The sequence below is a fragment of the Colwellia ponticola genome, from assembly GCF_005885605.1.
GTDB classification, from domain to species: domain Bacteria; phylum Pseudomonadota; class Gammaproteobacteria; order Enterobacterales; family Alteromonadaceae; genus Colwellia; species Colwellia ponticola.
Map to the genome: position 1 here is coordinate 1 of NZ_SZVP01000013.1, position 25,298 is coordinate 25,298.

Sequence of the window (25,298 nt, forward strand, 5' to 3'; positions counted from 1 at the left end):
ATGTTTTATCATGCTAGCCTCTGTTTTATATTGTTGACACATATAGTATGGCTCTGGTTTGTCAAACTAACCCACGTTCAGAGGCTAGCACCTCGTGGGAAGTCATTGTGTCTATATGTCACCACGAATTCGAATCATTTAATGGTTAGTTTTTGTATTTATTAACAAAGCAGGGCGCTTGTATCGTTCTTTTTTGTGGTGAGTTATGTGTTATAAAACCTTGTTATAGCTTTTGGCTTAGCAGTTTTTCGCCAACTAAGTTTCGTTGTTTATCGCTCAATACGTTTTGCGGTAATTTCTAGTTTTGGAGCATTCGCTTAAGCAGTTTGGCGAGTGGCTCAAAATTCAAAGTTTGGTGTGTCGTGGTGATCTGTTTTTTAATTCTACTCATTCCACGCTATAAACTTTGGTGTTTTTGGTAAGGTAGTGCTTGCCATGTAGTTTGCATATAACAAACAAATTAACAGGACAAATAACTGCTACTTATCATGCCACCCATAATAACCTGTCTATATTTCACTCAATGCACTAGACTTACTTTACCTTTTCTCACTTAGCTTGGTGATTGTCATGGCGAAGCCTCGTTCACAACAAATTAGTTTATTGGATACGCCTTATTATCACCTTTGCAGTCGCACGGTACGTAAGGCGTTTTTATGTGGAGTAGATAAGGAGACGGGTGTCAGTTTTGAACACAGGCGTAGCTGGATTGAAAAGCGACTGTTTCAATTATCTCAAGTCTTTGCTATCGATATTTGCGCTCATGCGGTGATGCATAATCATTTACATTTAGTGTTGCATGTTGATAGTGAGCAAGTGAAAAGTTGGTCAATTGATGAAGTATTAATGCGCTGGCATCAGTTATTTAAAGGCACATTACTCACCCAACAATATGCTAAAAAACAAGCTCTTGATAAGTTTCAACTCGCCATGGTTGAAAGCACTGCGAAGGTTTACAAACAGCGGTTAATTGATATCAGCTGGTTTATGCGCTCACTCAATGAGCCGATAGCACGCCAAGCGAACCGAGAAGATAACTGCACAGGGCACTTTTGGGAAGGGCGCTTTACATCCCAAGCACTGCTTGATGAAGGGGCGTTATTATCGTGTATGGCTTATGTTGATTTAAACCCAGTACGGGCAGCGATTGCAGCGACGCCAGAGCAATCTGATTTCACCAGTATTCAATTACGTATCAAAGCCGCCATTAAAGGCAAGCAACCCAAAAAATTATTACCCTTTGTTGGTAATGCACATCAAACCCAATGCAAGGGTATTTGTTTTAGTTTACAAGACTATTTAACACTGGTTGATGAAACAGGGCGAGTACTTAGAGAAGATAAACGCGGCGTAATCAATGCAGAGGTAACCGATATCCTAAGCAGACTTCACCTCAGTGATGAAAGTTGGTTAAAATTAACCAATGATTTTGAAGTTATCTTCACCGGTGCGGTAGGTACTGTCGAGCACTTATGTGAATTTAGTGCGCATGTGGGTCTGCAGCGCACTCATGGCATAGCGAATGCTAAAGCTTGCTTGAATAGCGCATAACGTATCAATGCATAGATTAATGGATAAATATTATCGTTACCTTCAAGATAGCAGGCGTAGCTATATCAAAATTACACTAATCCCTTCGACTTAAAGACTATAAGTGTAAAAGTTAATAGAAAAATAGTTCATCACACTCTCAATTCGCTTTATGTAGATTACACCTCTTTAATCATTACTTCATCTGTAACACTATCGTTATTATGGCTGGCACGATAAGCAGGCGATAAGCATAATTCATAATGATCTACTTGACTATTATATCCGTATTAATCATTACACTTGATATTTAACTAATGTTTAACGGGAGTCACCATGGCTACTTCGCATATTGAATACAGTAAAGAAAAAACAAACACAGTAAAAACGAGAGATTTTAGTCGAGCTATTGATGCTAATGTTGTTTCAGCTTTTGCGCCTTTTCATTGGCTAAGTTTAGCAGTGAAAGACTTTTTCAATGCACCATTAATTGCATTAAGCTACGGCTTGTTGTTTAGTATTGTACCGATCAGTATTTGCTTCTTAGTGTTATCTACTCAAAATCATTTATTTATTCTACCGGCAACGGTGGCCTTTGCGGTTATTGGGCCTGCTTTTGCGACCGGTTTATATGATGTGGCTTGGGAGTTAGAAAAAGGCCATACCCCAACATTTACCCATAGCTTGAAGTCAATGTTTCGTAATCCTGTAGGTGAGTGGGGCTTTGCATTGGTATTAGTTATTATTATGATGGCATGGATGCGTATAGCTGCGCTTATACACGTTTTATATCCTAGCCAAGTCGATCCTTCTCTTGAACAGTTAATTAGCTTTCTTGCTATGGGAGTAACAGCAGGTGCGATAATATCAGTGGTTGTTTTTACTCTATCAGCCTTTACGCCACAAATTATGGTGGAAAGGCGTGTTGATATTATGACCGCATTAACAACGTCGGTTAAAGCGGTCAATAAAAACGCGATGACCATGTTTATTTGGTCTTTGATCATTTTAACTATGGTAGGTGTTAGTGTTTTAACGTTAGGGATTGGATTTATTATAACGATGCCAATTTTAGCTTTTGCTAGCTGGCACGCCTATATTGCCGTTATCAAAACAAAACGCCAACGAGATTATGAATAAGTTTATTTACTAATATTTCATCCAGAAAAGCCACTGTTGAGTGGCTTTTTTATTATATATACTACAGAAAAATATACCCAACCTGACTTAAAACTCATTGATTGAAATACACTTTTACTTTACGCACAATAATGAAATCTACTACTTAAGTTGATATTATTATTTTTTAGTACTTATCATGCCACCCATAATAAAGGGTTTGGTAGTACTTATCATGCCACCCATAATAAAGTGTTTGTGTTTATAACTGTGATGGCGACTAGCTAAAATATGGAATATGTCGTTCGCAAATTAAGGATAATAACTCAATGAAAAAAATAGTTTTTTCAGTAATGCTTATGGCATTTTTTACTGCTAATGTACAAGCTGCGTTTACTTTTACCCCACAAGAAAATAATAAGGTTGGTCTATATCTGGGCGGTCAAATCTGGCAAAGTGAGGTAAGTGGTTTTTTTGGTAAAAAAAATACGCTAAGTGGCTTTAATTTAAAAAAAACACAGCAAAGTAACTACTTTATTGGCGTTAAACATCCATTCTCTATGCTCCCTAATCTACGTATTTCAAGTACTAGGCTTGATAATGTAGGGAAAACTAATTCAACGCAAAGGTTTAGCATCGACAATGACAGTACCGTTATTTATAACAATGTTGATACAGATGTTGATATCAGTTATGTAGATTATACCTTATATTACCCATTATTTGATAACGGCTTATTTTCATTTGATTTGGGTTTAACCGCTAGAGATTTTGATGGTGCTGTCACTGAAACGGATACAACAACTACTGTTATGACAAGTCATGATGGTGGTTTGGATGCTGAAGAGCACCCAGAACATGGCCATATTGTTACAGAAACAACAACGACTATTGCGACAGATAAAATAAAGACCAACGACATTGAGCCTATGCTCTATGTTGCTACAAACATTAACTTACCGCTAAGGGGGCTAAGTGTATTTGGCCAAGGTGATTTTTTATTAATCGCGGATCATTCACTTTATGACTATCAAGTTGGCTTAAGTTACGATCTAGTTGATAGCAGCGTGGTGGCTTTTAATGTGACCTTAGGCTATAGAATTTTGAAAATGGAATTTGAAGATGTAGATAATTTATATACTGAACTTGAATTTAAAGGTGTTTTTTTCGGCGTCATGACACATTTTTAAACGTTAATGTTTTAGTATGAACGCTATAAAAGCTAAGTTGCTCAACCAGAGTAAAAACAGTTGGCTTTTACTGCTTGGTCGCTTATTTTAACCGATAATATTAATTGAGGTGTTTAAATGGAACTTATACAAGGTTTATTATTAATTTCATCTATCCATTTGTTAGCGGCGGCATCGCCTGGACCTGACTTTGTTTTAGTCTCACAGCAAACCTTATGCAATGGAAAAAGAGCAGGGTTAATGTGTAGTATTGGCATTACATTAGGGCTTTCTATTCATATTACATATTCTGCTTTTGGCTTAGCCACTGTGGTTGCCAATTCATCAAGTGCTCTTTGGGCTATTAAAATACTAGGTGGTGGTTACCTTATTTATCTGGGGATTAAAGGTCTTAACGCTAAATCTACGGGTAAAAACGAAACGAATGCCACTACAGCGAAAAAATATTCAGCAAAGAAAAGCATCGGGGTCGGTTTTTTATGTAATGCCTTAAATCCTAAGGCACCAATATATTTTGTATCTCTGTTTACCGTTGTTTTATCTCCGGATATGCCGATATATCAAATAGCTATATACGGTGCATGGATTATGCTCATACAATTTGCTTGGTTTTCGTTACTGGTTGGTATTTTATCACGGCCTTCAATTAATCTTCGCTTTAAGCAGTATGGTCATTGGATAGACCGTACTCTAGGTGGGGCAATGGTAGCATTGGGTATAAAAGTTATTGTCACTCGCTCAAATTAATGGTTATCAACCTCACTGCGCAGCTATTACTCCTTGGTTGCAAAAATGACAAACGTAATTGAAGCGCTATTTATCTTCACTCAACACTACTCAAACAATCATTTTATCATCAGTGAGGTCAGTATAATCAACACCTGTTGAATAGAACATGTATGTCGTTTATTCTACTTACACTTCAATGTACTGCATCAGCTTCACGGTAAGCTGATTATTATAAGGAATAAAGTCATATATACTGATGCACGTTATATTATTTGGCTGCTCGATTTTCTTGCTAGTGTCGGCATGGATGCTAAGGCCATTGCCGCCAAAAATGCTATTAATGATATTGATCTTCACGGACATGATGCGTTAATTAGTGCAAAACAGCATAAAGGCTTGTTAGTTGATGCTCAGCGTAGTTATAAAGGCAGTGACCTAGGATTAATATTAGGATTGCAGCGCTCAATTGCGACGCATGACCAACTTGCCTACTTAATGATAAGTAGCGCCACTTTGCGTGAAGCGAGTAACGCAGGATTGAAGTATCAAAGTTACTCAGGACGGTTTTCAGGTAACTTAGTGGTAACCTCTTTTAGCGAAATTCAAGCGCAAGGTTGTTATCAAATTGATGCTAAAACAGAGCTTGGCGAACTGCGTTTACTTGCCATTGAAGATATCTTAGCAAATATTGTTACTACGGCTCGTTGGGTGCTTGGTCAGGCATTGCCAATCACCAAATTGAGGTGCAATTACCCAGCACCTGCTCATATTGCGCGTTATGAAGCTATTTTTCAGTGTCCTATTGAATTTGATGCACCCACGACGCAACTATTCTTTAGCGCAGACATTTTAGATAAACCCTTGCCTCAGGCCAGTCCGCAAAGTGTGACGCTATATAAAAAACTTTGTGAAGAAAAAAGTATTACCCACAATCAAGGCGATATTGCATGGCGTCTTTCACAAATTATTGTTGAAGACCCTGCCGCGCCACCTTCTCTACATGCAGCAGCTATGAGGCTACACTGCAGCCCACGTACCTTAAGCCGTAAGTTGTTGGCTCAAGGTTGGCGATATCAGCAGCTTATTGACCAAGTCAAAGAAATTCACGCCAGACGCCATTTAAGCGATCCTACTTTGTCTATTACCCGAATAGGGCAACAACTTGGCTATGCAGACAGCTCTGGCTTTCATCGCGCTTTTAAAAAATGGACTGGGCTTTCGCCACGTGCCTTTCGACAAGCCTTGTTTGACGTTAAATAATATCTGTAGGTAGATAGCCATAGATAGTCCCTGTAGATGATGTCCTTTTAATGGCTATATCAGATAATAAATTGGCTAAATTGGACAAGCTTAGCTAAGGCGTATTACCTACTATATTAGCGACTATCTTAACGACGACTTAATATTTTATAGCAAATAAAAGGCTGTTTATTACTCGTCCAAGTGTAGGTAAAGCTTTTATTTTCTGCGTTTAAACAACAGGATGACATTTATCATGAAAAAATATGACGGCGTTAACCAGGCTATGCTCGATCGATTTGCAACACGACCAGGGCGTAAAGCATTACTACCAGAGCTAAGCGATAAAGCGCAAGTTGCGCTGATGTGCCGTATGCTGGTGCGTGAAGGCTGGGATGATCATATTGCTGGACATATCACCTATCGTTTACCAAACGGTAATATTTTAACTAACCCATGGGAGTTAGCGTGGAGTGAATTGACAGCCAGCGATATTGTAACCCTCGACCCCAAAGGTAATGTTATTGAAGGTGAATGGAACGTGACCCCCGCCATTGGTCTGCATTTACAGCTACATGCTATGCGCCCTGATGCGCACGTGGTTATTCATAACCATCCACACTACAGCGGTATTTGGGCGTGCATGCAAAGAGTACCACCCGTTTATGATCAGGCTAGTGCCTACTGTGGTGTTGAGCTGCCTTTGTATAACGAATATGAAGGTACCTTTGAAAATGAAGCGACCAGTATGTCTGCGGTTGAAGCTTTAGGCGATGCTAAATGGGCCTTGTTAGCTAATCATGGCTCATTAGTGGTTGGTAAAGATTTGCGTCAAGCACACCTTCGCGCCATTACCTTAGAGTGGCGCAGTAAGCGTGCTTATCAAGTTGAGTTAGGCGGCGGCGGAACCCCGCTAAGTGATGAAGAAGTTAACAAAGTTTCTATTGCTGATGACAACGGATTTCCGTTTATTTGGGAAGCCATGGCGCGCAAAGAGTTGCGCCTTGATCCGAATTTAGTGGAGTAAACTTCTACAGCTTAGCGTTAAAAATAAGGAATAAATGATGACACTTACCGTTACTCCGCTTGATAATGTTGGTGTAGAAGTATCAGGTTTTGATATTAATGCCCCGTTAACTGATGAAATAAAAGCAGCGTTAAAAGCCTTGTGGTACGAGCATGCAATATTGGTGTTTCGCGATCAAGACGTCGATCCTGAAAAACAAATAGCATTTAGTCGCATTTTTGGTGATTTAGAGCTCCATCCTTTGAAAGTCACGCAAAACGACGAATACCCAGAGTTATTTGAATTGAAAAATGGTGGCGACATGGATAAATTCCAAACCGCCTTTTATAAAGGTCAAGAAATAGTAGGCCGCTTAGATTGGCACATGGACTTACACTACACGGCTAGACCAAACCATGGCGCACTTTTGCGAGCGGTAGTGGTGGCTGAAGAAGATGGTCTTACTGGCTTTGGTGATTTAGCCAAAGCCTATGACGCCCTTGATGATGAAACCAAAGCCATACTTGAGAAATTAGAGGTAGTGTATAGCTTCAGCATGCAGCGTCGGCACATGCGTTATGTCAATGTAGACGGTTATGAGCCAGGACCTAATAGCCCAATGAAGCCAACGGATATAGGTTTTCCTGACTTTCCTGATGCAGCCTACCCAGCGGTAGTTACGCACCCTATCAGCGGTCGTAAAGTCCTGGAAGTAGTAGAGCAATTTTTGGACAGAGTGGTGACGCCTCAGCAGTTTGGTTTATCAAATGATGAGTCTATTGAGCTATTAGAGCGCTTAATAAAACACACGACTCAGCCAGAGTTTACCTATTTTCACCAATGGCGAAAAGGCGATTTGGTTTTATGGGATAACTGGCGTGCAATGCATTGTACAACCGGTACCAAGGTAGGTGTAAAACGTGTGATTAACCGCACGACGATTAAAGGTGATGTGACGCTTGGTAGAGTGTTAACAACTGAATAATTGAAATAATTGAAATAATTGAAATAATTGAAATAATTGAAATAATTGAAATAACTGAATAAGGGATAGCGATTTTAATAAACATCGCTATCCACTTAACTATATCACTAACTAAGCCGCTAATTAAGTCGTTAACTAGTCGACTAAACCACGGCGTTTAAGTAGTGCATCTGTCGTTGGTTTTTGGCCTCTAAACTCAATATAGCTCTGCATTAAGTCGCGGCTGTTACCTTTAGACAGGATTTCTTTACGGAACTTATCGCCATTTTCACGCGTCAAGCCACCGTTGTTTTCCATGTGAGTAAAAGCGTCTGCGGCAAATACTTCAGTCCATAGATAAGCGTAGTACCCTGCGGAATAACCACCAGCAAAGGTATGGCTAAAGTAGTTTGACTTGTAACGCGGTGGTACCGGGTAGTAATCAATACCGTGTGCTTTTAATGCATCACTTTCAAACTGCTGTACGTCAGCAACTTTCTTATCAGAACCAAATGAATGCCATTCCATATCCAGTAGTGCGGCAGCTAAGTATTCAGTGGTACCAAAACCTTGGTTGAACTTTTGCGACTCAAGTACTTTATTTAGTAGTGCTTGAGGGATTGGCTCACCTGTTTTGTAATGTTTAGCGTAGTTAGCTAATACACTTGGCTCAATCATCCAATCTTCATTCGCTTGAGATGGAAATTCAACAAAATCACGAGCGGTGGCAGTACCCGCAAGGCTTGGGTATTTAACGTCAGAGAAAAGCCCGTGCGCCGCATGACCAAACTCATGGAATAAGGTTGATACTTCGTCAAACGTCATGAGCGTTGGCTCGCCTTCAGCCGGCTTTGGAATATTTTGTGCGTTGTAAATAACAGGTTTAGTGCCTTTTAAGCCGCTTTGGCTTACGTATGCACTCATCCATGCACCGCCACGCTTACCTTCACGTGCATATGGGTCCATGTAAAATAAACCAATGGCGCTGCCATCGGCGTTAAATACTTCAAATGCCATTACATCGTCGTGGTAAACCGGCAGGTCTTTACGCTCTTTAAAGGTAATACCGTAAAGTTTTTCCATAGCGAAGAACAGACCGTTATGGATAACCGACTGCATTTCAAAGTAAGGCTTAACCAATGCTGGATCTAGGTCGTATTTTTCAGCGCGTACTTTTTCTGCGTAGAAAGACCAATCCCATGGTTTAAGTTTAAAGTTTTCACCCGAATCATGAATTACTTTTTGAATTGCTTGTGCTTCTGCTTGCGCTTTTTCAACGGCTTTTGGCGCTAAGTCATCTAAAATGCCGTACACGTTATCAGTAGTTTGCGCCATGCGTGAAGTCATTACATATGAGGCCCAATCTTTAAAGCCTAACAGTTCTGCTTTTTGTGCGCGCAGGTTAGTTTCTTTAATAATGATAGGGCCGTTTGTTTTAGCAGCACGATTGGTTGATGCTTTAAAAATTTGCTCACGTAGTTCGCGATTTGCAAGGCTTGCTAAAATAGGTTGTTGCGTGGTGTTCACTAAGGTGATCATGTAGCCATCTTTGCCTGCTTTTTCAGCAGCGGCTGCAAGACCGGCAATTTCACCTTCAGATAAACCCGCAAGTTTGCTTTTATCAGTAACCACAATGACATCTTCTTTAAACGATTTTAATACGTTTTGAGAAAATTCAGTTGATAGTTTTGCAAGCTCTGCGTTGATTTCACGCATTTTTGCTTTTTCAGCATCGTTTAATTTTGCACCGGCTTTTACAAACTGTTTGTAGTAAAAATCGACTAGGCGTTGATCTTCAGCGCTTAACTTATCTTTATTGTCGTATACCGTTTGTACACGTTTAAACAATGCACCATTTAAATAAATGTCATCAGAGTGAGCCGAGAAAACCGGCGCCATTTTTTTATCAATACGTTGGTATTCGTCGTTTGAAATAAGGCCTGATAGGTTATAAAACGCAGCTGATGCACGGTTTAGTAGCTCGCCTGCCAGTTCCATTTCAACTAAAGTGTTTTCAAAAGTGGCTGGCGCTGGGTTGTTGGCAATGGCCAGTATTTCTGCATTGTGCTGTGCAATACCTGCATCAAATGCGGCTTGGTAATCTTTGGTGCCAAATTTAGTAAACTCAGGTGCCATATATTGTAAGGGGCTTGGTTTAAGCAAGACATTGTTAGCGTTAATGTGTTGCTCTTGGGTAGCGCTTTCTTTTGCCATATTGTTTGAATCGTTTGATGTGCAGGCTGATAATATAAAAACACTAGCAATTGTAGTCGCGATTAATGTCTTACGCATAATAACTCCATAAAAGTATTAGCCGAAATAGGCTATGCGGATGGGAAACTTAGTTAATTTACCAAATGTAGCGTTATATACAATCTTGTTCATCGGTAATAAATGGGGTTTAAACGCAAAAGTGTAAGAAATTATAGACGGCTAGGTCATAAGTCGCTCTAAAAACAGTCAAAAAGCAGCATTGTCGCTTACTGGTGCTTGCTTAGCGTTACCGTTTTGTTGATAAATATTGGCGCATAACTCTCTTGTTAACTAGCTCGTTAACTGGCATTAGCCTGAGTAATATTGACCACCAAAACGCTATCTAAGGTGGTGAATCGCCATTGAATATTTAAGTCATATAAGCTCATACCATACAGCTTATCGTCTGCTTTGCCTCGTTTATAAGCAGGTCTAGGGTCTTGCTTTAACACTTGTTCTATCAATAACGCCAATTCGCTATTATGCTGTTTATAGTGGAGTAAATCAGCTTGTGCTTGTTCGCTAAAAACCACGGATAAACTGGTATCAGGTTGCTGTTGAGCAAAGCCTGCTTTGGCATCAACAATGGCATCGGAGTAAGGCACATAAGGCTTTATATCGATAATTGGTGTGGCGTTTAATAAGTCCAGCCCAGAAATATGTAAAATGGTTTGTTGGTTTTTAGTCACTACTTTATCAAGCTTGACCACCGACATACCAATAGGGTTTGGTCGAAAGGTAGAGCGGGTCGCCAGTACACCGGTTTTTACATTACCACCTAAACGAGGAGGGCGTACTAGGGGTTTCCAGCCTTGCTCTTGGGTGCCATGAAAAACAAACAGTAACCATAAATGACTAAACTGCTCAATATCGCGCACCAATTCATGGTTATTAGCGTCACCGATAAGTACCACTTTACCTTTGGCTGCAGTGACTAAGTTGGGTTGGCGAGGAATAGCAAATTTTTCTTGATAGGGAGACTCAATAACGCCTATGGCATTAAAGGTATAAGCCTGATTTTGTTCTTTAATTTGATTTGGTTTTTCACTTAACTTTTTACTCTGCCTGTTACTTTTATTTTGAGCAAAGCCTTCACAGTTTATTGACATTACTATTACTCTATTGGCTCATGTGGAGGCCCTAATCGGTAGGCTTTACCATAACAAACCGTTTGCGCAACACAGTGCTTAGTTTCTATTGCAATACAGCTAGTAAAAATAACGCCATTGGCCTGTTGTAAAAATGCCGCTTGTCTTGCTTGAGTACGCGCGTTAGCGGCGTCAGGTGGTGCAAGGTGTGGCTTTTCTTGACAATCAAAACCTTCAACTAAGCCGACATAGTTAAAGCTTGACATAAACTCAGCTTCATCGTTAAACACTTTAACCTTGCTCGCGCTAAAGTATTGCTTAGCATTGTCAGGCTTAACATTACTATTGAAAGTATAGTTACCGCTACAACTCGCTAGCATAACGGTGAGTAAAGTGGTTGCTAGCAGCTTTTTTGATATAAACGTTGTCATAAAAATAAAACGCATACGATATCCTTTAATTATGTATGAAGTGACAGTATAAAGTGACAGGTAATAAAAAAGGCATAGTGCATTACCATACCTTTTTTGTGAGTTTTACGTAGAGTAGTACTTAACGTATTGTTTAGCTACTTAACACGCATACCGGCTTTAGCACCGTCTTCTGGATTTAATATCCATAAGTCTTTGTCGCCAGGTCCTGCAGCTAATACCATACCTTCTGACATGCCAAAGCGCATTTTTCGTGGTGCTAAGTTAGCGACCATTACCGTGTGCTTACCAATTAAATCTTCTGGTTGATAAGCGGATTTAATGCCGGCAAACACTTGACGTGTTTCGGTGCCGGCTTCATCAAGTGCTAAGGTAAGTTTTAATAACTTATCTGCTTTTTCAACATGTTCAGCGTTAACTATTTTAGCAATACGTAAGTCAATTTTAGCAAAATCATCAAAGCTAATTTCTTCAGAAAGAGGGTCTGCTGCTAACGGGTCTGCTAAGGCAGCTGAATTATCAACGGCTTTACTTGGCTTAGCGGCTTTCTTCTTGGCTGGTTTTTCATCTGCTTGTTCTGCGCCGCCTAAGCTGTCTTTTGACGCCTCGGTCATGGCATTAACTTTATCCATATCAACGCGTTGCAGTAATGCTTTGAATTTATTGATTTTATGGTCTGTTAATAAGGTTTTGTGGCCTTCCCAAACTAGCTCATCATTTAAGAACGCTGCTGTGCTATCGCCAAGTACCGGCAATACTGGTTTTAAATAGATCATTAGAGTACGGAACATATTAATACCTAGCGAACAAATGTCTTGTACTTCTTGTTGCTTGGTTTCATCTTTCACTAACTGCCATGGTTCTTTAATGGCGATATATTCATTGACTTTATCAGCTAATGCCATGATTTCTCGCATAGCACGACCAAAATCACGCGATTCATAATGAGCCGCAATACTGTCACCCGCAGCCATTACTTCATCAGCTAGTGCTTGGTTGTCTATATTCGTTGATAACATGCCATCAAAGCGTTTACTAATAAAGCTTGCACAACGAGAAGCGATATTAACTACTTTACCGACTAAGTCAGAGTTAACGCGTTGGGCAAAATCTTCCAGATTTAAATCTAAGTCATCAATACGGCTGGTTAATTTAGCTGCATAATAATAACGTAAATATTCTGGGTTTAAGTTGTCGAGGTAAGTACGACCTTTGATGAAAGTCCCTTTAGATTTAGACATTTTTTCGCCATTTACGGTAACAAAACCATGGGCAAAAACACTGGTTGGTTTACGATACCCAGCGCCTTCGAGCACTGCGGGCCAGAAAAGACTATGGAAATAAATAATGTCTTTACCAATAAAGTGATAAAGCTCAGCATCAGAGCCTTCCTTCCAAAAACTGTCAAAATCAATCGTGTTATCTTTATTACAAAGATTTTTGAAGCTGCCCATGTAACCAATAGGTGCGTCTAACCACACATAGAAAAACTTACCTGGAGCATTGGGTATTTCAAAACCAAAATACGGCGCGTCGCGACTAATGTCCCATTGTTTTAAGCCTTGCTCAAACCATTCAGACAGTTTGTTGGCCATTTCTTCTTGCAATGCACCACTGCGGATCCAGTCTTTAAGCATGCCTTCAAACGCTGGCAAGTCAAAAAAGTAATGCTCAGAGTCTTTTAATATGGGGGTAGCGCCTGATACTACTGAGCGAGGGTTAATGACCTCAGTCGGTGAGTACGTTGCGCCACAGCTATCGCAGCTATCGCCGTTTTCATTTTCACTTTTACATTTAGGGCAAGTGCCTTTAATAAAGCGATCAGGTAAAAACATACCTTTTTCAGGATCGTATAGTTGAGAAATAACGCGTGTTTTTATATGACCTTTAGCATGTAAACGATTATAAATATCGCTAGCCAGTGTTTGGTTTTCTTCACTGTGTGTGGTGTGGTAGTTGTCAAAGCTGATATGAAAATCGGCAAAATCGCGCATATGTTCTTCGCGGACACCATTAATCATTTCTTCAGGGGTAATACCTAATTCCTGAGATTTAAGCATGATAGGCGTACCGTGTGCATCGTCAGCACAAACAAAATACGTTTCATGACCACGCATACGCTGAAAGCGTACCCAGATATCAGTTTGAATATGTTCGAGTAAGTGACCTAAATGAATTGAACCATTGGCATAAGGTAGGGCACAAGTGACAAGAATTTTACGCTTTTCTTGTAAAGCATTTGAAGCAGTGTTTGAAGTAGCTGCAGATAAAGTAGTGTCAGACATGAAAAATAATCGTTTTTTGATGGCAATAATGTTGGCAATAGTACAGAATTTACTAATGATTTTCATTAGTTGAATGCAACTAATTTAGCAATTTTTTTTATAAAGGTCTCAAAGTTACTATGTTAGGTCAAAAGTTAGGTAAAAAGTTTGGTAAAATATTCTCACAAAAAACGCCCGAAGTTGATATGAAATCAAACAACGAAACACTAACGCCCGTTGAAATAGAGCAATTAATTAACGAGTCATTGTCGCATTATGTGACTGATAATTTTCCGCAAGGTGTGCTGGCTGTTTGCCAACAATTAACGATTACGCAAGATCATAACAAAGCAAAAAAACCTAAAAAAATCACCATTAATTTAGTGATGCCATTTGTTTGTCAAGGTGAGCTCGATTTACTGGCGCAAACATTAACGCAAAGCCTAGTATGCCCGGTAAGTATAAACGTTGAGTTAGCGATAAAACCGGTACGTCAATTTACCCTGAACAAAACACAAAACGGCACTGAACAAGCAAGCCCAGCACAAGGTAAAATTGCTAATATTATTGCCATCGCATCAGGTAAGGGTGGGGTGGGGAAATCAACGACAACCGTTAACTTAGCTTATGCGTTAATGGCAGAGGGCGCTAGCGTAGGTATTTTGGATGCCGATATATACGGTCCATCAATTCCCTCGATGTTAGGTATTAAAAACGAAAAACCAAGCTCTAGTGATGGTAAGCTAATGACGCCGCTAAATGCTAAAGGCTTAAGCGCTATGTCGATTGGCTTCTTAGTTGATGAAGCCGATGCTACCGTATGGCGAGGTCCTATGGCGAGTACGGCCTTTAATCAGTTATTAAATGAAACCGACTGGCCTGAGCTTGATTATTTACTCATTGATATGCCACCGGGTACGGGTGATATTCAACTGACTTTGGCGCAGAAAGTGCCTGTGGCAGCTGCCGTGATAGTGACGACACCACAAGATATAGCCTTAATTGATGCCGTGAAAGGTATTGCCATGTTCGATAAAGTTAAGGTACCAGTATTAGGTATTGTTGAAAATATGAGTTATCACCTTTGTGAAAACTGTGGTCATAAAAGTCATATTTTTGGCGAAGCAGGAGGTGAGCATATGGCACAAGATTACCAAACCCATTTGTTAGGGCAATTACCTTTAGATATTGGTATTCGCCAAGACGCTGATTTTGGAGAATCGGACATAATTGAAAATAGCACTGGTGAAATAGCTAATCATTACCGTAAAATAGCGCGAAATATGTCGGCCCAATTATTTTTACAGTGTGATAATGCCAGCCCACTCACTGCAACAGTAATTGTTAAGCCTTAACGAGCATTAGGCCAAGTAAGCCCAATTCAGCTTTGCTTAGTTCAGCAAATTAAATTAAAAAATTAACCCAAGTAAATTAAGAGTATAGACAAACCATTATGAGATTAAGTGATAAAGATATAGAAAAATACCTTGATGAAGGTTCAATTATTATTGAGCCACAACCTGATATTTCAATGATCTCAGGGGTAAGTGTCGATATTAGATTGGGTAATGAATTTAGAGTGTTTCAAGAGCATACCGCCCCCTATATTGACTTGAGCGCACCTAAGGCGCAAGTACAAGAAGCAATGAACTCTATTATGAGTGATGAAATTCATGTTGCTGATGGTGACGCGTTCTTTTTACATCCAGGTGAACTAGCATTAGCGGTAACGTTAGAGTCAGTCACCTTACCAGATAATATTGTTGGCTGGCTTGATGGTCGTTCATCATTGGCGCGTTTAGGCTTAATGGTTCATGTAACCGCACATCGTATTGATCCAGGTTGGTCTGGTCAAATCGTGTTAGAATTTTATAATAGTGGTAAGTTACCGCTAGCCCTTCGTCCTAAAATGAAGATAGCGGCGTTAAACTTTGAAACCATGTCATCAAGTGCTCAGCGCCCTTATAACAAACGTGAAGATGCAAAATATCGAGGTCAAAAAGGCGCTGTTGCTAGCCGGATAAGCCAAGATGATCACAAATAGCCTTTAATTTACTTTAGAAAAACAGTGGTAAGGTAATGGTAAAATAGCGAGCTTAGCTCGCTATTTTTGTTTTAGTTGGACTAGGTGTTTGTGTTATACCAATTCTATTAAATTTATTCCCAACTCAGCGCTATATTAGCGAGCTTAGAACAAGCAAAATTGGTTGAGTATAGTTAGACTATATTTCATCAATTTTGTGCGGTTATCAGTTTGCTAATAAGCTCCCAAGGGCCAGTTTAAAAGGCTTATAGCCGGCGTTATTGATTTTGACAAGGGAATAACCATTCTCTGCAATCAATGCCTTGCCTCTAAGCCTTTTAATTCTGGCTGAGTGGGAAATAACTTAATAGATTGGTATTAAACAGGCTTCTAATGCACTAATGAGTTTGGCTTTATCATGATGATGCGCCACGTCATCATTACGCAGGTCCTGGCAAATAATATTGACTCTATTTGAGTTCAGTTGTTCATCTTGACAAATAACACTATCAATGGGCATACAACCAATATTTCTTTTAATCCAGTCAAGCTTTTCATCTAGGGATAATGCTGCAGCTGGGCTTTTTTCGGCAACAATATTCTCAATAAAAACACAGTGGCCTTTGCGCTTATCTAATGCTTTGGCAATATCTCTTACTAAAAGAGGCGGCACTACACTGGTTAAGAAACTACCAGGACCAAGAATAATAAGATCGGCATTATTAATGGCGTCAATACAGGGCTTAACGGATTTAACCAAAGGCGCTAGCATAAGGTCGGTAGGCATAATTGGCATTTCATCGACAGACAACTCACCAAGGCGACAGCGCCCTTCAGGATAAAAAGCCATTAAATCAGTGGGTGTTTCCGACATCGGTAATACATGAGTTCTTACCCCTAATATACGGCGTACTAGCTTAATAGAGTCCATGGGGCGTGATTGCACTTTACCAAGGCCATATAAGATTAAGTTACCTAGGTTATGACCACCAAGCTCATCATTACCTTCAAAGCGAAAATTAAATAATTGGCTACCAACGGTGTTTGGATCAACTAACTGCGTTAAACAATTACGTAAATCACCCCAAGCAATACTACTGCTTCGTTGTCTTAAGCGACCTGTTGAACCGCCATTGTCAGTGGTTGTTACAATACCGGTGAGTTTATTGCCCATAAATGAAAGAGTAGAAAGTACACGACCTAAGCCGTGTCCGCCACCAATAGCGACGATGTTAATTTTTTTGAGCGGCATACGCTTTACTGCTTTATTTGTATATATAGCTAAGATCTATAAACCATACCGTTAAATGACATTAAAATAAAGTAGGCAAGCTCAGCTAAGCCAATATAACGATATAGAGAGTTATCCCGATGGCATTGCCTCATTATGCTTAAATAGACAGGTTAAGTAAGATGCATAAATGACTAAGCTATTTTGTCTGGTTAATAATTACACTAATATTACAGCAAGTTAGTTTGTATTAGTTAATAAATAGTCAGGTTGGTTATTATGCGATCAAACAAACACTTTCTTCGTAATTAAATGCTTTTTTTTACAAATAAGTGTTGACAGTTTATCGGCTGCTGCTCATAATGCGCCTCGTTTTCAGCAAGTGTTAGGTCCACTGGTTGAAAGCATGTTTAATAGCTATTAGGCCAGTTGTTAAACAACTCGAATAATTCGGGGCTATAGCTCAGCTGGGAGAGCGCTTCGCTGGCAGCGAAGAGGTCTGCGGTTCGATCCCGCATAGCTCCACCATATTAGGTTTTTTGTTAACGTGAACTGTAAAGTAATCATTAACAAAAAATAGATAGTTTAGTTAGTTCGTTACTATTATAAATAATATTTTTATAATAAACATTCTACCTTGTGTCCCTATCGTCTAGAGGCCTAGGACACCGCCCTTTCACGGCGGTAACAGGGGTTCGAATCCCCTTAGGGATGCCACTATTCTCTTTATCTTTTAATCTATATGTATATAGATAGAAGGTAAGGGAAATTAAGTTACTTAGACTTATGAAAAATTAAGTATGTTCTGTATTTAGCTGTGTTGCTTTAGTAATCCACTAAATCCTGTGTCCCTATCGTCTAGAGGCCTAGGACACCGCCCTTTCACGGCGGTAACAGGGGTTCGAATCCCCTTAGGGATGCCAATTCTCTTTTGAGAATGAGCATTAAGTAAAAAAGTTGCTTAGACTTTTAAAAATTAAGCATGTTCTGTATTTAGCTGTGTTGCTTTAGTAATCCACTAAATCCTGTGTCCCTATCGTCTAGAGGCCTAGGACACCGCCCTTTCACGGCGGTAACAGGGGTTCGAATCCCCTTAGGGATGCCAATTCTCTTTTGAGAATGAGCATTAAGTAGAAAAGTTGCTTAGACTTTTAAAAATTAAGCGGTTCTGAATTTAGTCATGTTAGTAACGACTAAATCCTGTGTCCCTATCGTCTAGAGGCCTAGGACACCGCCCTTTCACGGCGGTAACAGGGGTTCGAATCCCCTTAGGGATGCCACTTATTTATACGTTAACGGTATAATAAAGAGAGCATACAGTTATCTTATTACTGAAAAATATTATGTTAATAATATTTAAATAAGAAATTTAGAGTTTTATTTTTCAATGATGTTTAATCGTATTGTTGATTAAGTAAATCAGCAGAGTGATCTGCTAGATAGTTTGAAATGATTTTATATCTACTGCTATTTATCGTTATTAATAGAGTGATTAAATCAATCAGTGTCCCTATCGTCTAGAGGCCTAGGACACCGCCCTTTCACGGCGGTAACAGGGGTTCGAATCCCCTTAGGGATGCCACTTTATTTAACTAAATAGAGTGAACTAAATAAATAATGAGAAAACCCACGCAATATGTAGATATTGCGTGGGTTTTTTTTTGCTTAATTTTTAGCTGTCAATTATCAGCTTGGCTGAGCAACGATTCTTTCTCCCTCTTTATTTACAACATTTGGTATAAATAAGTGACCACTTAGAACAGCATGGACGACATTAGCACAAATAAAATTTGTGTCGATATAGCTTAATTCCCCATCCAATAGATTTTGTGACGTTATCATGGTGCCTATACGCTCCCAGAGGGCGAGTCCCTAATCAAAGGCTTACATGCTGCGTTATTGATTTGACAAGAGCGTTACACGCAGGTAGCTTATTAGAGAATGCAGGAGCACATTTTCCTGAACAAGCATTCTTTTCCCCCTTTATTTAGCCCCTAAACTACCACTTATCAAGGTTATTAGCCTCAATACTCACTACAAATATTTAATATTGTCGACAATTATACTTAAGTCTACTTGAATATTACTTTAAATAGGTTACTATGGATTCATATCGTTAGGTTTGTCGACAATTTTATGTTTTGGTGACAAAGCTAATATGACTTTTATATCAGGCTTAAAAGACAGTTATGTTTTTACAAAATCCAACAACACAGGCGGCAGTTACCACTGCGGATAAAGTTTTTGAACAACTTCAGCATGCTATTGTTGAAGGAGATATGGCTGCAGGCAGTAAAATAAGTGAGCCCGGGCTTGCGAAACACTACCAAATAAGTCGCTCTACGTTGCGTGAAGCGTTAAATCGCCTAGAAAAATGTCATTTAATTGAACGTAAAGCCAATGTTGGTTCACGCGTTGTCGATTGTACCATTGAAGGTTTACTTGAACTTTATATCACTCGAGAAGCACTAGAAGGTATGGCGTGTCGACAAGCCGCGTTGAATATGACGGATGAAGAGATAGCCTATATGCAAGACATGCTAACTCAACATGCTGGTGATAAAGCATTGCAAGATGGTGTAGCTTACTACCAAGAAAAAGGAGATCTTGATTTTCATTATAAGGTTATTCTTGGTAGCCATAATCAGCAGTTAATTAATCTTATTTGTGGGCAGTTATACCACTTAGTTCGCATGTACCGTTGTCAATTTGGCATGAATAGCCCAAGAGCTAGTCGTGCTTTTGATGAACATTCTCGAATAATTCAAGCGATTGCAGATAGAGATGGAGAATTAGCAGAAATGCTAATGCGACGTCACATTGCTGCATCACGAAAAAATATTGAAAATAAAATTGCTTTACAAGAAGCAGCCCAAAAATCTGAGGAGATCTAAGATGTCAGTAAATGTATCAACAAGAGCACTTTCACCGGGTAAAAAGTTTCGTCTTGCCCTAGAAAACAACAAACCCTTGCAAGTGGTCGGTACCATTAACGCTTACTGTGCAATGATGGCTCAGCAACTTGGTCACCAAGCTATTTACTTATCTGGTGGCGGGGTTGCTAATGCTTCTTACGGCTTACCTGATTTAGGTATGACTTCCCTCAATGATGTGGTTGCCGATGTACAACGCATTACTAACGCATCAAGCTTACCGTTATTAGTTGATATTGATACCGGCTGGGGTGGGGCGTTTAATATTGCTAAAACAATTCGAGATATGGAAAAAGCCGGTGCAGCAGCGGTACATATAGAAGATCAAGTGGCGCAAAAGCGTTGTGGCCATCGCCCTAATAAAGAAATTGTTTCAACCGAAGAAATGGCAGATCGTATTCGCGCTGCTGTTGATGCGCGTATTGACCCTGACTTTTTTATTATGGCGCGTACAGATGCGTTTGCACAAGAAGGTATTGAAGCCGCATTAGAGCGTGCAAAAGCCTATGTTGCTGCAGGCGCTGACGGTATTTTTGCTGAAGCGGTAAAAACACAAGAGCATTACCGCGCCTTTACACAAGCATTAGATGTACCGGTATTAGCTAATATTACTGAATTTGGTGAAACAGAGTTGTGGAATAAAGAACAATTAGGTGAGTGGGGCTGTGCGATGGTACTTTATCCATTATCAGCATTTCGCGCGATGAATAAAGCAGCTGAATCCGTTTATAGAACCTTATTAGCTGATGGCGATCAAAAAGCTGAAATTGAAAATATGCAAACCCGTATGGATTTATATGACTACCTTGGTTATCACGATTATGAGCAGAAGCTAGATGCGCTCTTCTCTGAAGGTAAGAATAAGTAATAATACCAATCCATATAAGAAAGTGATCTCTTAGCCAGAGTTTAAATGCTTAGAGGCAAGGAATTGATTGTAAGGAATGGTATAACGTCTGTAGTTACTGAGCGACTAGCTCAGTAACCTTGATACAAAAAATTATTTGTGATGAATATTATAAAATAAGGAAAAAGATTATGACCGATACAACAGCAGAAAAAACAGTGGCTAGCAAACCAGTAAATACGGCAGGACTTCGCGGACAAAGCGCCGGTGAAACTGCACTTTGTACCGTAGGTAAATCAGGTTCAGGGTTAACTTACTGTGGTTATGATGTTGCTGACTTAGCTGAAAACGCAACGTTTGAAGAAGTGGCTTACCTACTTTTTAATGGCGAATTACCAAACCAAGCGCAATTAGCGGCTTATAAGTCAGCGTTAAAACCAATGCGCGACTTACCTGATGCAGTAAAATCGGTATTGAAATTAATTCCTAAAGATACTCATCCTATGGATGTTATGCGAACGGGTTGCTCTATGTTGGGCAATATTGAACCAGAAAAAGATTTTTCTGAACAAAATCAAGCAGCTAATCGTTTGCTAGCGGCGTTTCCTGCCATTATGTGTTATTGGTATAAATTTTCACATGACGGTGTTGAAATTGACTGTATGACCGATGAAGACTCATTAGGTGGCCACTTCTTACGCTTATTAAATCAAGAAGAGCCTTCAGAGCAGCATAAACGCGTGATGGATGTTTCGTTAATTTTATACGCGGAGCATGAATTTAACGCGTCAACCTTTACCGCTCGTGTTTGTGCATCAACTTTGTCAGATATGTTCTCATGTATTACGGGTGCTATTGGTACCTTGCGTGGACCATTGCACGGCGGCGCTAATGAAGCGGCGATGGATATGATTGAAAAATTCAAATCACCTACTGATGCTAAAGAGCAAATGTCTGGTATGTTAGCCCGCAAAGAAAAAATCATGGGCTTTGGTCATGCTATTTATCGCACTTCAGACCCGCGTAATACAGTTATCAAAGCGTGGTCTGAAAAATTAGCCGCGGAGAATGGTGATACTTCTTTATACGACATTTCAGTCGCGTGTGAAGAATTTATGTGGGATACCAAAAAATTATTCTGTAATGCTGATTTTTTCCATGCTTCTACTTATAACTATATGGGTATTCCTACCAAGTTATTTACGCCGATTTTTGTTTGTTCACGCTTAACCGGTTGGGCGGCTCACGTGATGGAGCAACGTGCTAATAACCGTATAATTCGTCCAAGTGCTGATTATACGGGTAGTGAGCCACGTAAGGTTCAGCCTATCTCTGCTAGATAAGCAGACTTGGTATTTGCTCTGATTTCGTCGTTGGACCTCAACGCGCATAGTAAACTATGCGTCGTATCGTCCGCCTTGAACTCAAAGCAACTCCCCTCGTCTAGACTCGATTAATATAAAGGTATTTTTTAATACCTTTATTTTTAATTATTGTTATTAGAAATATTCACTGGATTAAGTTATGAATTACCAATATCGCAAACCGTTACCGGGTTATAAAGTAAATGGCATTAATGTAGATTTTTACGATACCCGTGAAGCCGTCGAGGCCATTGCGCCAGGTGCTTACGCTAAACTACCTTACACGTCACGTGTACTTGCCGAGCAATTAGTGCGTAAATGTGATCCCGCAACACTGACCGATTCGTTAAAGCAAATTATTGAAGTTAAACAAGATCTTGATTTTCCTTGGTATCCAGCACGTGTTGTTTGTCATGACATTTTAGGACAAACCGCGTTAGTTGATTTAGCCGGCCTTCGTGATGCTATTGCCGAACAAGGCGGTGACCCTGCCAAAGTCAATCCGGTAGTACCAACTCAGTTAATTGTTGATCACTCTTTGGCTGTAGAAGCGCCAGGGTTTGACCCAGAAGCGTTTGATAAAAACCGCGCTATTGAGGACAGACGTAACGAACAGCGTTTTCACTTTATTGAATGGACCAAAACGGCGTTTAAGAACGTTGATGTTATTCCAGCCGGTAACGGTATTATGCACCAAATTAACTTAGAGAAAATGTCTCCGGTTATTCAATCTCGTGATGGTGTTGCTTTCCCTGATACTTGTGTGGGTACTGATTCCCATACACCACATATTGATGCCTTAGGTGTTATTGCTATTGGTGTCGGTGGTTTAGAAGCTGAAACGGTTATGTTAGGTCGTCCATCGATGATGCGCTTACCTGATATTATTGGTGTTAAGTTAACGGGTAAACGTCAACCCGGCATTACCGCGACCGATATGGTACTAGCAATCACTGAATTTTTACGTGATCAAAAAGTGGTCTCATCTTATTTAGAATTTTTCGGTGAGGGTGCTAAAACCTTAACCATTGGTGATAGAGCAACTATCTCAAACATGACACCAGAATATGGTGCCTCGGCCGGTATGTTCTATATTGATGAACAAACCATTGATTATTTGAAAATGACTGGCCGTGAACCTGAGCAAGTAGAGCTCGTTGAAACTTATGCCAAACACACCGGTTTATGGGCCGATGATTTAGTTGAAGCCCAGTATCCACGGGTAATCGAATTTGATTTATCAACGGTTACACGTAATTTAGCAGGTCCTTCTAATCCGCATCGCCGTTTAGCAACTAGCGACTTAGTGTCAAAAAGTATTGCTAAAGACTTAAGCACTTGTAAAGAACAAGAAGCGAATGGTCAAATGCCCGATGGCGCAGTCATTATTGCCGCTATCACTTCATGTACTAACACCTCAAACCCTCGTAATGTTGTTGCTGCTGGCCTTATCGCTAAACGCGCTAACGAACTAGGTTTAGTGCGTAAACCTTGGGTTAAATCGTCATTTGCCCCAGGTTCAAAAGTCGCCAAGCTTTACTTAGAAGAAGCAGGACTTCTGACTGAAATGGAAAAGCTAGGCTTCGGTATTGTGGGTTATGCCTGTACTACTTGTAACGGTATGAGTGGCGCGTTAGATCCTAAAATTCAACAAGAAATTATTGACCGTGATTTATACTCAACAGCGGTATTGTCAGGTAACCGTAACTTTGATGGTCGTATTCATCCCTATGCCAAGCAAGCGTTTTTAGCATCACCACCATTAGTGGTTGCTTATGCGATTGCAGGTACGATGCGTTTTGATATTGAAAGAGACATTTTAGGTCAAGATCAAAAGGGTAATGATATTACCTTGAAAGACATTTGGCCATCAGATGAAGAAATCGATGCTATTGTTGCTTCATGTGTTAAGCCTGAGCAATTTAAGAAAATTTATACGCCAATGTTTGATTTAGGTGCGTTTGAACCAGCTAAAAGTCCATTATATGACTGGGACTTAACCAGTACTTATATCCGTCGTCCACCTTATTGGAATAAAGAAGGTGAAGGGGCGATGGCTGGGATTCGTACTATGAAAGGTATGGTGCCATTAGCAGTACTTGGCGATAACATTACGACCGATCATTTATCACCGTCAAATGCCATTCAGTTAGACAGTGCAGCGGGTGCCTACTTAGCTAAAATGGGTTTACCTGAAGCGGACTTTAACTCTTACGCTACCCATCGTGGTGATCACTTAACCGCGCAACGAGCAACGTTTGCTAACCCGAAATTATTTAACGAAATGTGTAAAGATGATAACGGTGAAGTAAAACAGGGTTCTTTAGCGCGTATTGAGCCAGAGGGTACTGAGTCTCGCATGTGGGAAGCCATTGAAACCTACATGCAGCGCAAGCAGCCATTAATCATTATTGCCGGTGCTGACTATGGTCAAGGCTCTTCACGAGATTGGGCGGCCAAAGGGGTTCGTTTAGCCGGTGTTGAAGTCATTATATCTGAAGGTTTTGAGCGTATTCACCGTACTAACTTAGTGGGTATGGGCGTATTGCCACTTGAGTTTGTACAGGGTGAAACTCGTCATACTTATCATATTGATGGCACTGAAACCTTTGATGTTGAAGGCGTTAACAGTGAAGGGCATATTGAAAACATGACTCCTGGTGGCACTATGAGTGTATTGATGACACGTAGAAGTGGTGAGCAAGTTGAAATACCAGTGAAGTGTCGTTTAGATACCGCAGAAGAAGTATCTGTTTATGCTGCTGGTGGGGTGTTACAAAAGTTTGCCAACGATTTCTTGGAGTCTAATGCCTAAACGATTATTTTCATGACAGCTGCGTTGGTCGTGCTCATGTGTAGGTACACATTGTGCGCGACCGTCTTGCTCTCTTATAAAAATAATTCGTTGAATCATCAAACGTAATTAAATAATTTTAACAGTAAGTTAGCGAAGTCATTTAGAAAGATAACTGAGAAAGCTAATTCGCTGTTTTTCATTAGTTTAAAAATCGCAAAGCAAAAGGTTATTTAGCAAGGCGAATCAGAGAAGCATAGATTTCTATGTGACGTCATTCAACGCAGCTAAAT

The 25,298-nt window shown here is 40.0% G+C and carries 18 protein-coding genes and 6 tRNA genes; 19 read left to right on the top strand and 5 right to left on the bottom strand.

Going from position 1 to position 25,298, the window contains the following annotated elements; translation table 11 throughout:
- Positions 1-570: 570 nt before the first annotated feature.
- The 7 genes from FCS21_RS12340 (at position 571) to FCS21_RS12370 (ending at position 7,798) form a co-directional block, all read left to right on the top strand.
- Positions 571-1,551 carry a transposase gene (locus tag FCS21_RS12340; RefSeq protein WP_138623843.1) on the top strand — a complete coding sequence of 327 codons (981 nt, stop codon included), beginning with the start codon at positions 571-573 and terminating at the stop codon, positions 1,549-1,551.
- A gap of 315 nt (positions 1,552-1,866) precedes the next feature.
- Complete coding sequence (locus FCS21_RS12345) at positions 1,867-2,670, top strand: DUF2189 domain-containing protein (protein WP_138623845.1); 804 nt, start codon at positions 1,867-1,869, stop codon at positions 2,668-2,670.
- A gap of 308 nt (positions 2,671-2,978) precedes the next feature.
- Complete coding sequence (locus FCS21_RS12350; protein ID WP_138623847.1) at positions 2,979-3,839, top strand: TIGR04219 family outer membrane beta-barrel protein; 861 nt, start codon at positions 2,979-2,981, stop codon at positions 3,837-3,839.
- Between the two features lie 117 nt (positions 3,840-3,956).
- Positions 3,957-4,586: a LysE family translocator gene (locus FCS21_RS12355; RefSeq protein WP_138623848.1), complete on the top strand. Its 630-nt coding sequence runs from the start codon at positions 3,957-3,959 to the stop codon at positions 4,584-4,586.
- A gap of 285 nt (positions 4,587-4,871) precedes the next feature.
- A complete protein-coding gene (locus FCS21_RS12360) occupies positions 4,872-5,828 on the top strand; it encodes an AraC family transcriptional regulator (protein WP_138623850.1) in 957 nt (318 codons plus the stop codon).
- Positions 5,829-6,063: 235 nt separating this feature from the next.
- A complete protein-coding gene (locus FCS21_RS12365; RefSeq protein ID WP_138623852.1) occupies positions 6,064-6,834 on the top strand; it encodes a class II aldolase/adducin family protein in 771 nt (256 codons plus the stop codon).
- A gap of 34 nt (positions 6,835-6,868) precedes the next feature.
- Positions 6,869-7,798 carry a TauD/TfdA dioxygenase family protein gene (locus FCS21_RS12370; protein ID WP_246047229.1) on the top strand — a complete coding sequence of 310 codons (930 nt, stop codon included), beginning with the start codon at positions 6,869-6,871 and terminating at the stop codon, positions 7,796-7,798.
- 135 nt (positions 7,799-7,933) lie between these two features.
- Here FCS21_RS12370 and FCS21_RS12375 read toward each other — a convergent pair whose 3' ends face one another.
- The 4 genes from FCS21_RS12375 to metG form a co-directional block, all read right to left on the bottom strand.
- Positions 7,934-10,069: a M3 family metallopeptidase gene (locus tag FCS21_RS12375; protein WP_138623854.1), complete on the bottom strand. Its 2,136-nt coding sequence runs from the start codon at positions 10,067-10,069 to the stop codon at positions 7,934-7,936.
- A gap of 260 nt (positions 10,070-10,329) precedes the next feature.
- Positions 10,330-11,139, bottom strand: a complete 810-nt coding sequence (tsaA, locus tag FCS21_RS12380) for a tRNA (N6-threonylcarbamoyladenosine(37)-N6)-methyltransferase TrmO (protein ID WP_138623856.1) — start codon at positions 11,137-11,139, stop codon at positions 10,330-10,332.
- A 5-nt stretch (positions 11,140-11,144) separates the two neighbouring features.
- Positions 11,145-11,564 (bottom strand): Rcs stress response system protein RcsF, encoded by a 420-nt coding sequence (rcsF, locus tag FCS21_RS12385; protein ID WP_246047231.1) that lies wholly within the window; start codon positions 11,562-11,564, stop codon positions 11,145-11,147.
- A 122-nt stretch (positions 11,565-11,686) separates the two neighbouring features.
- Positions 11,687-13,834 carry a methionine--tRNA ligase gene (metG, locus tag FCS21_RS12390; protein ID WP_138623928.1) on the bottom strand — a complete coding sequence of 716 codons (2,148 nt, stop codon included), beginning with the start codon at positions 13,832-13,834 and terminating at the stop codon, positions 11,687-11,689.
- A 119-nt stretch (positions 13,835-13,953) separates the two neighbouring features.
- Between metG and apbC the strand changes: the two genes are divergently transcribed.
- Positions 13,954-15,168, top strand: a complete 1,215-nt coding sequence (gene apbC / locus FCS21_RS12395) for an iron-sulfur cluster carrier protein ApbC (RefSeq protein WP_222927969.1) — start codon at positions 13,954-13,956, stop codon at positions 15,166-15,168.
- 98 nt (positions 15,169-15,266) lie between these two features.
- Complete coding sequence (dcd, locus tag FCS21_RS12400) at positions 15,267-15,857, top strand: dCTP deaminase (RefSeq protein WP_138623858.1); 591 nt, start codon at positions 15,267-15,269, stop codon at positions 15,855-15,857.
- A 343-nt stretch (positions 15,858-16,200) separates the two neighbouring features.
- Here dcd and FCS21_RS12405 read toward each other — a convergent pair whose 3' ends face one another.
- A complete protein-coding gene (locus tag FCS21_RS12405; protein WP_138623860.1) occupies positions 16,201-17,088 on the bottom strand; it encodes a gluconeogenesis factor YvcK family protein in 888 nt (295 codons plus the stop codon).
- Between the two features lie 431 nt (positions 17,089-17,519).
- Between FCS21_RS12405 and FCS21_RS12410 the strand changes: the two genes are divergently transcribed.
- From FCS21_RS12410 to acnD, 10 genes are all read left to right on the top strand, one after another.
- Positions 17,520-17,595, top strand: a tRNA-Ala gene (locus FCS21_RS12410).
- A gap of 113 nt (positions 17,596-17,708) precedes the next feature.
- Positions 17,709-17,784 (top strand) — tRNA-Glu (locus FCS21_RS12415).
- A gap of 130 nt (positions 17,785-17,914) precedes the next feature.
- Positions 17,915-17,990 (top strand) — tRNA-Glu (locus FCS21_RS12420).
- 106 nt (positions 17,991-18,096) lie between these two features.
- A tRNA-Glu gene (locus tag FCS21_RS12425) sits at positions 18,097-18,172 on the top strand.
- Between the two features lie 99 nt (positions 18,173-18,271).
- Positions 18,272-18,347, top strand: a tRNA-Glu gene (locus FCS21_RS12430).
- A gap of 226 nt (positions 18,348-18,573) precedes the next feature.
- Positions 18,574-18,649: transfer RNA gene (locus FCS21_RS12435), tRNA-Glu, on the top strand.
- A 607-nt stretch (positions 18,650-19,256) separates the two neighbouring features.
- A complete protein-coding gene (locus FCS21_RS12440; protein ID WP_138623862.1) occupies positions 19,257-19,961 on the top strand; it encodes a GntR family transcriptional regulator in 705 nt (234 codons plus the stop codon).
- Position 19,962: 1 nt separating this feature from the next.
- Positions 19,963-20,868, top strand: coding sequence for a methylisocitrate lyase (gene prpB / locus FCS21_RS12445; protein WP_138623864.1), 906 nt, complete (start codon positions 19,963-19,965; stop codon positions 20,866-20,868).
- 170 nt (positions 20,869-21,038) lie between these two features.
- The gene (prpC, locus tag FCS21_RS12450; protein ID WP_171035702.1) at positions 21,039-22,190 is read left to right on the top strand and encodes a bifunctional 2-methylcitrate synthase/citrate synthase; all 1,152 of its coding nucleotides are present in this window, start codon (positions 21,039-21,041) and stop codon (positions 22,188-22,190) included.
- 181 nt (positions 22,191-22,371) lie between these two features.
- Positions 22,372-25,026, top strand: a complete 2,655-nt coding sequence (gene acnD, locus FCS21_RS12455; RefSeq protein WP_138623866.1) for a Fe/S-dependent 2-methylisocitrate dehydratase AcnD — start codon at positions 22,372-22,374, stop codon at positions 25,024-25,026.
- Positions 25,027-25,298 lie beyond the last annotated feature (272 nt).

Coding starts and splice junctions, on each gene's coding strand:
- FCS21_RS12340 (WP_138623843.1), top strand. CDS start 571: ATGGCGAAGCCTCGTTCACAACAAATTAGTTTATTGGATACGCCTTAT.
- FCS21_RS12345 (WP_138623845.1), top strand. CDS start 1,867: ATGGCTACTTCGCATATTGAATACAGTAAAGAAAAAACAAACACAGTA.
- FCS21_RS12350 (WP_138623847.1), top strand. CDS start 2,979: ATGAAAAAAATAGTTTTTTCAGTAATGCTTATGGCATTTTTTACTGCT.
- FCS21_RS12355 (WP_138623848.1), top strand. CDS start 3,957: ATGGAACTTATACAAGGTTTATTATTAATTTCATCTATCCATTTGTTA.
- FCS21_RS12360 (WP_138623850.1), top strand. CDS start 4,872: ATGGATGCTAAGGCCATTGCCGCCAAAAATGCTATTAATGATATTGAT.
- FCS21_RS12365 (WP_138623852.1), top strand. CDS start 6,064: ATGAAAAAATATGACGGCGTTAACCAGGCTATGCTCGATCGATTTGCA.
- FCS21_RS12370 (WP_246047229.1), top strand. CDS start 6,869: ATGATGACACTTACCGTTACTCCGCTTGATAATGTTGGTGTAGAAGTA.
- FCS21_RS12375 (WP_138623854.1), bottom strand. CDS start 10,069: ATGCGTAAGACATTAATCGCGACTACAATTGCTAGTGTTTTTATATTA.
- tsaA (WP_138623856.1), bottom strand. CDS start 11,139: ATGTCAATAAACTGTGAAGGCTTTGCTCAAAATAAAAGTAACAGGCAG.
- rcsF (WP_246047231.1), bottom strand. CDS start 11,564: ATGCGTTTTATTTTTATGACAACGTTTATATCAAAAAAGCTGCTAGCA.
- metG (WP_138623928.1), bottom strand. CDS start 13,834: ATGTCTGACACTACTTTATCTGCAGCTACTTCAAACACTGCTTCAAAT.
- apbC (WP_222927969.1), top strand. CDS start 13,954: ATGTTAGGTCAAAAGTTAGGTAAAAAGTTTGGTAAAATATTCTCACAA.
- dcd (WP_138623858.1), top strand. CDS start 15,267: ATGAGATTAAGTGATAAAGATATAGAAAAATACCTTGATGAAGGTTCA.
- FCS21_RS12405 (WP_138623860.1), bottom strand. CDS start 17,088: ATGCCGCTCAAAAAAATTAACATCGTCGCTATTGGTGGCGGACACGGC.
- FCS21_RS12440 (WP_138623862.1), top strand. CDS start 19,257: ATGTTTTTACAAAATCCAACAACACAGGCGGCAGTTACCACTGCGGAT.
- prpB (WP_138623864.1), top strand. CDS start 19,963: ATGTCAGTAAATGTATCAACAAGAGCACTTTCACCGGGTAAAAAGTTT.
- prpC (WP_171035702.1), top strand. CDS start 21,039: ATGACCGATACAACAGCAGAAAAAACAGTGGCTAGCAAACCAGTAAAT.
- acnD (WP_138623866.1), top strand. CDS start 22,372: ATGAATTACCAATATCGCAAACCGTTACCGGGTTATAAAGTAAATGGC.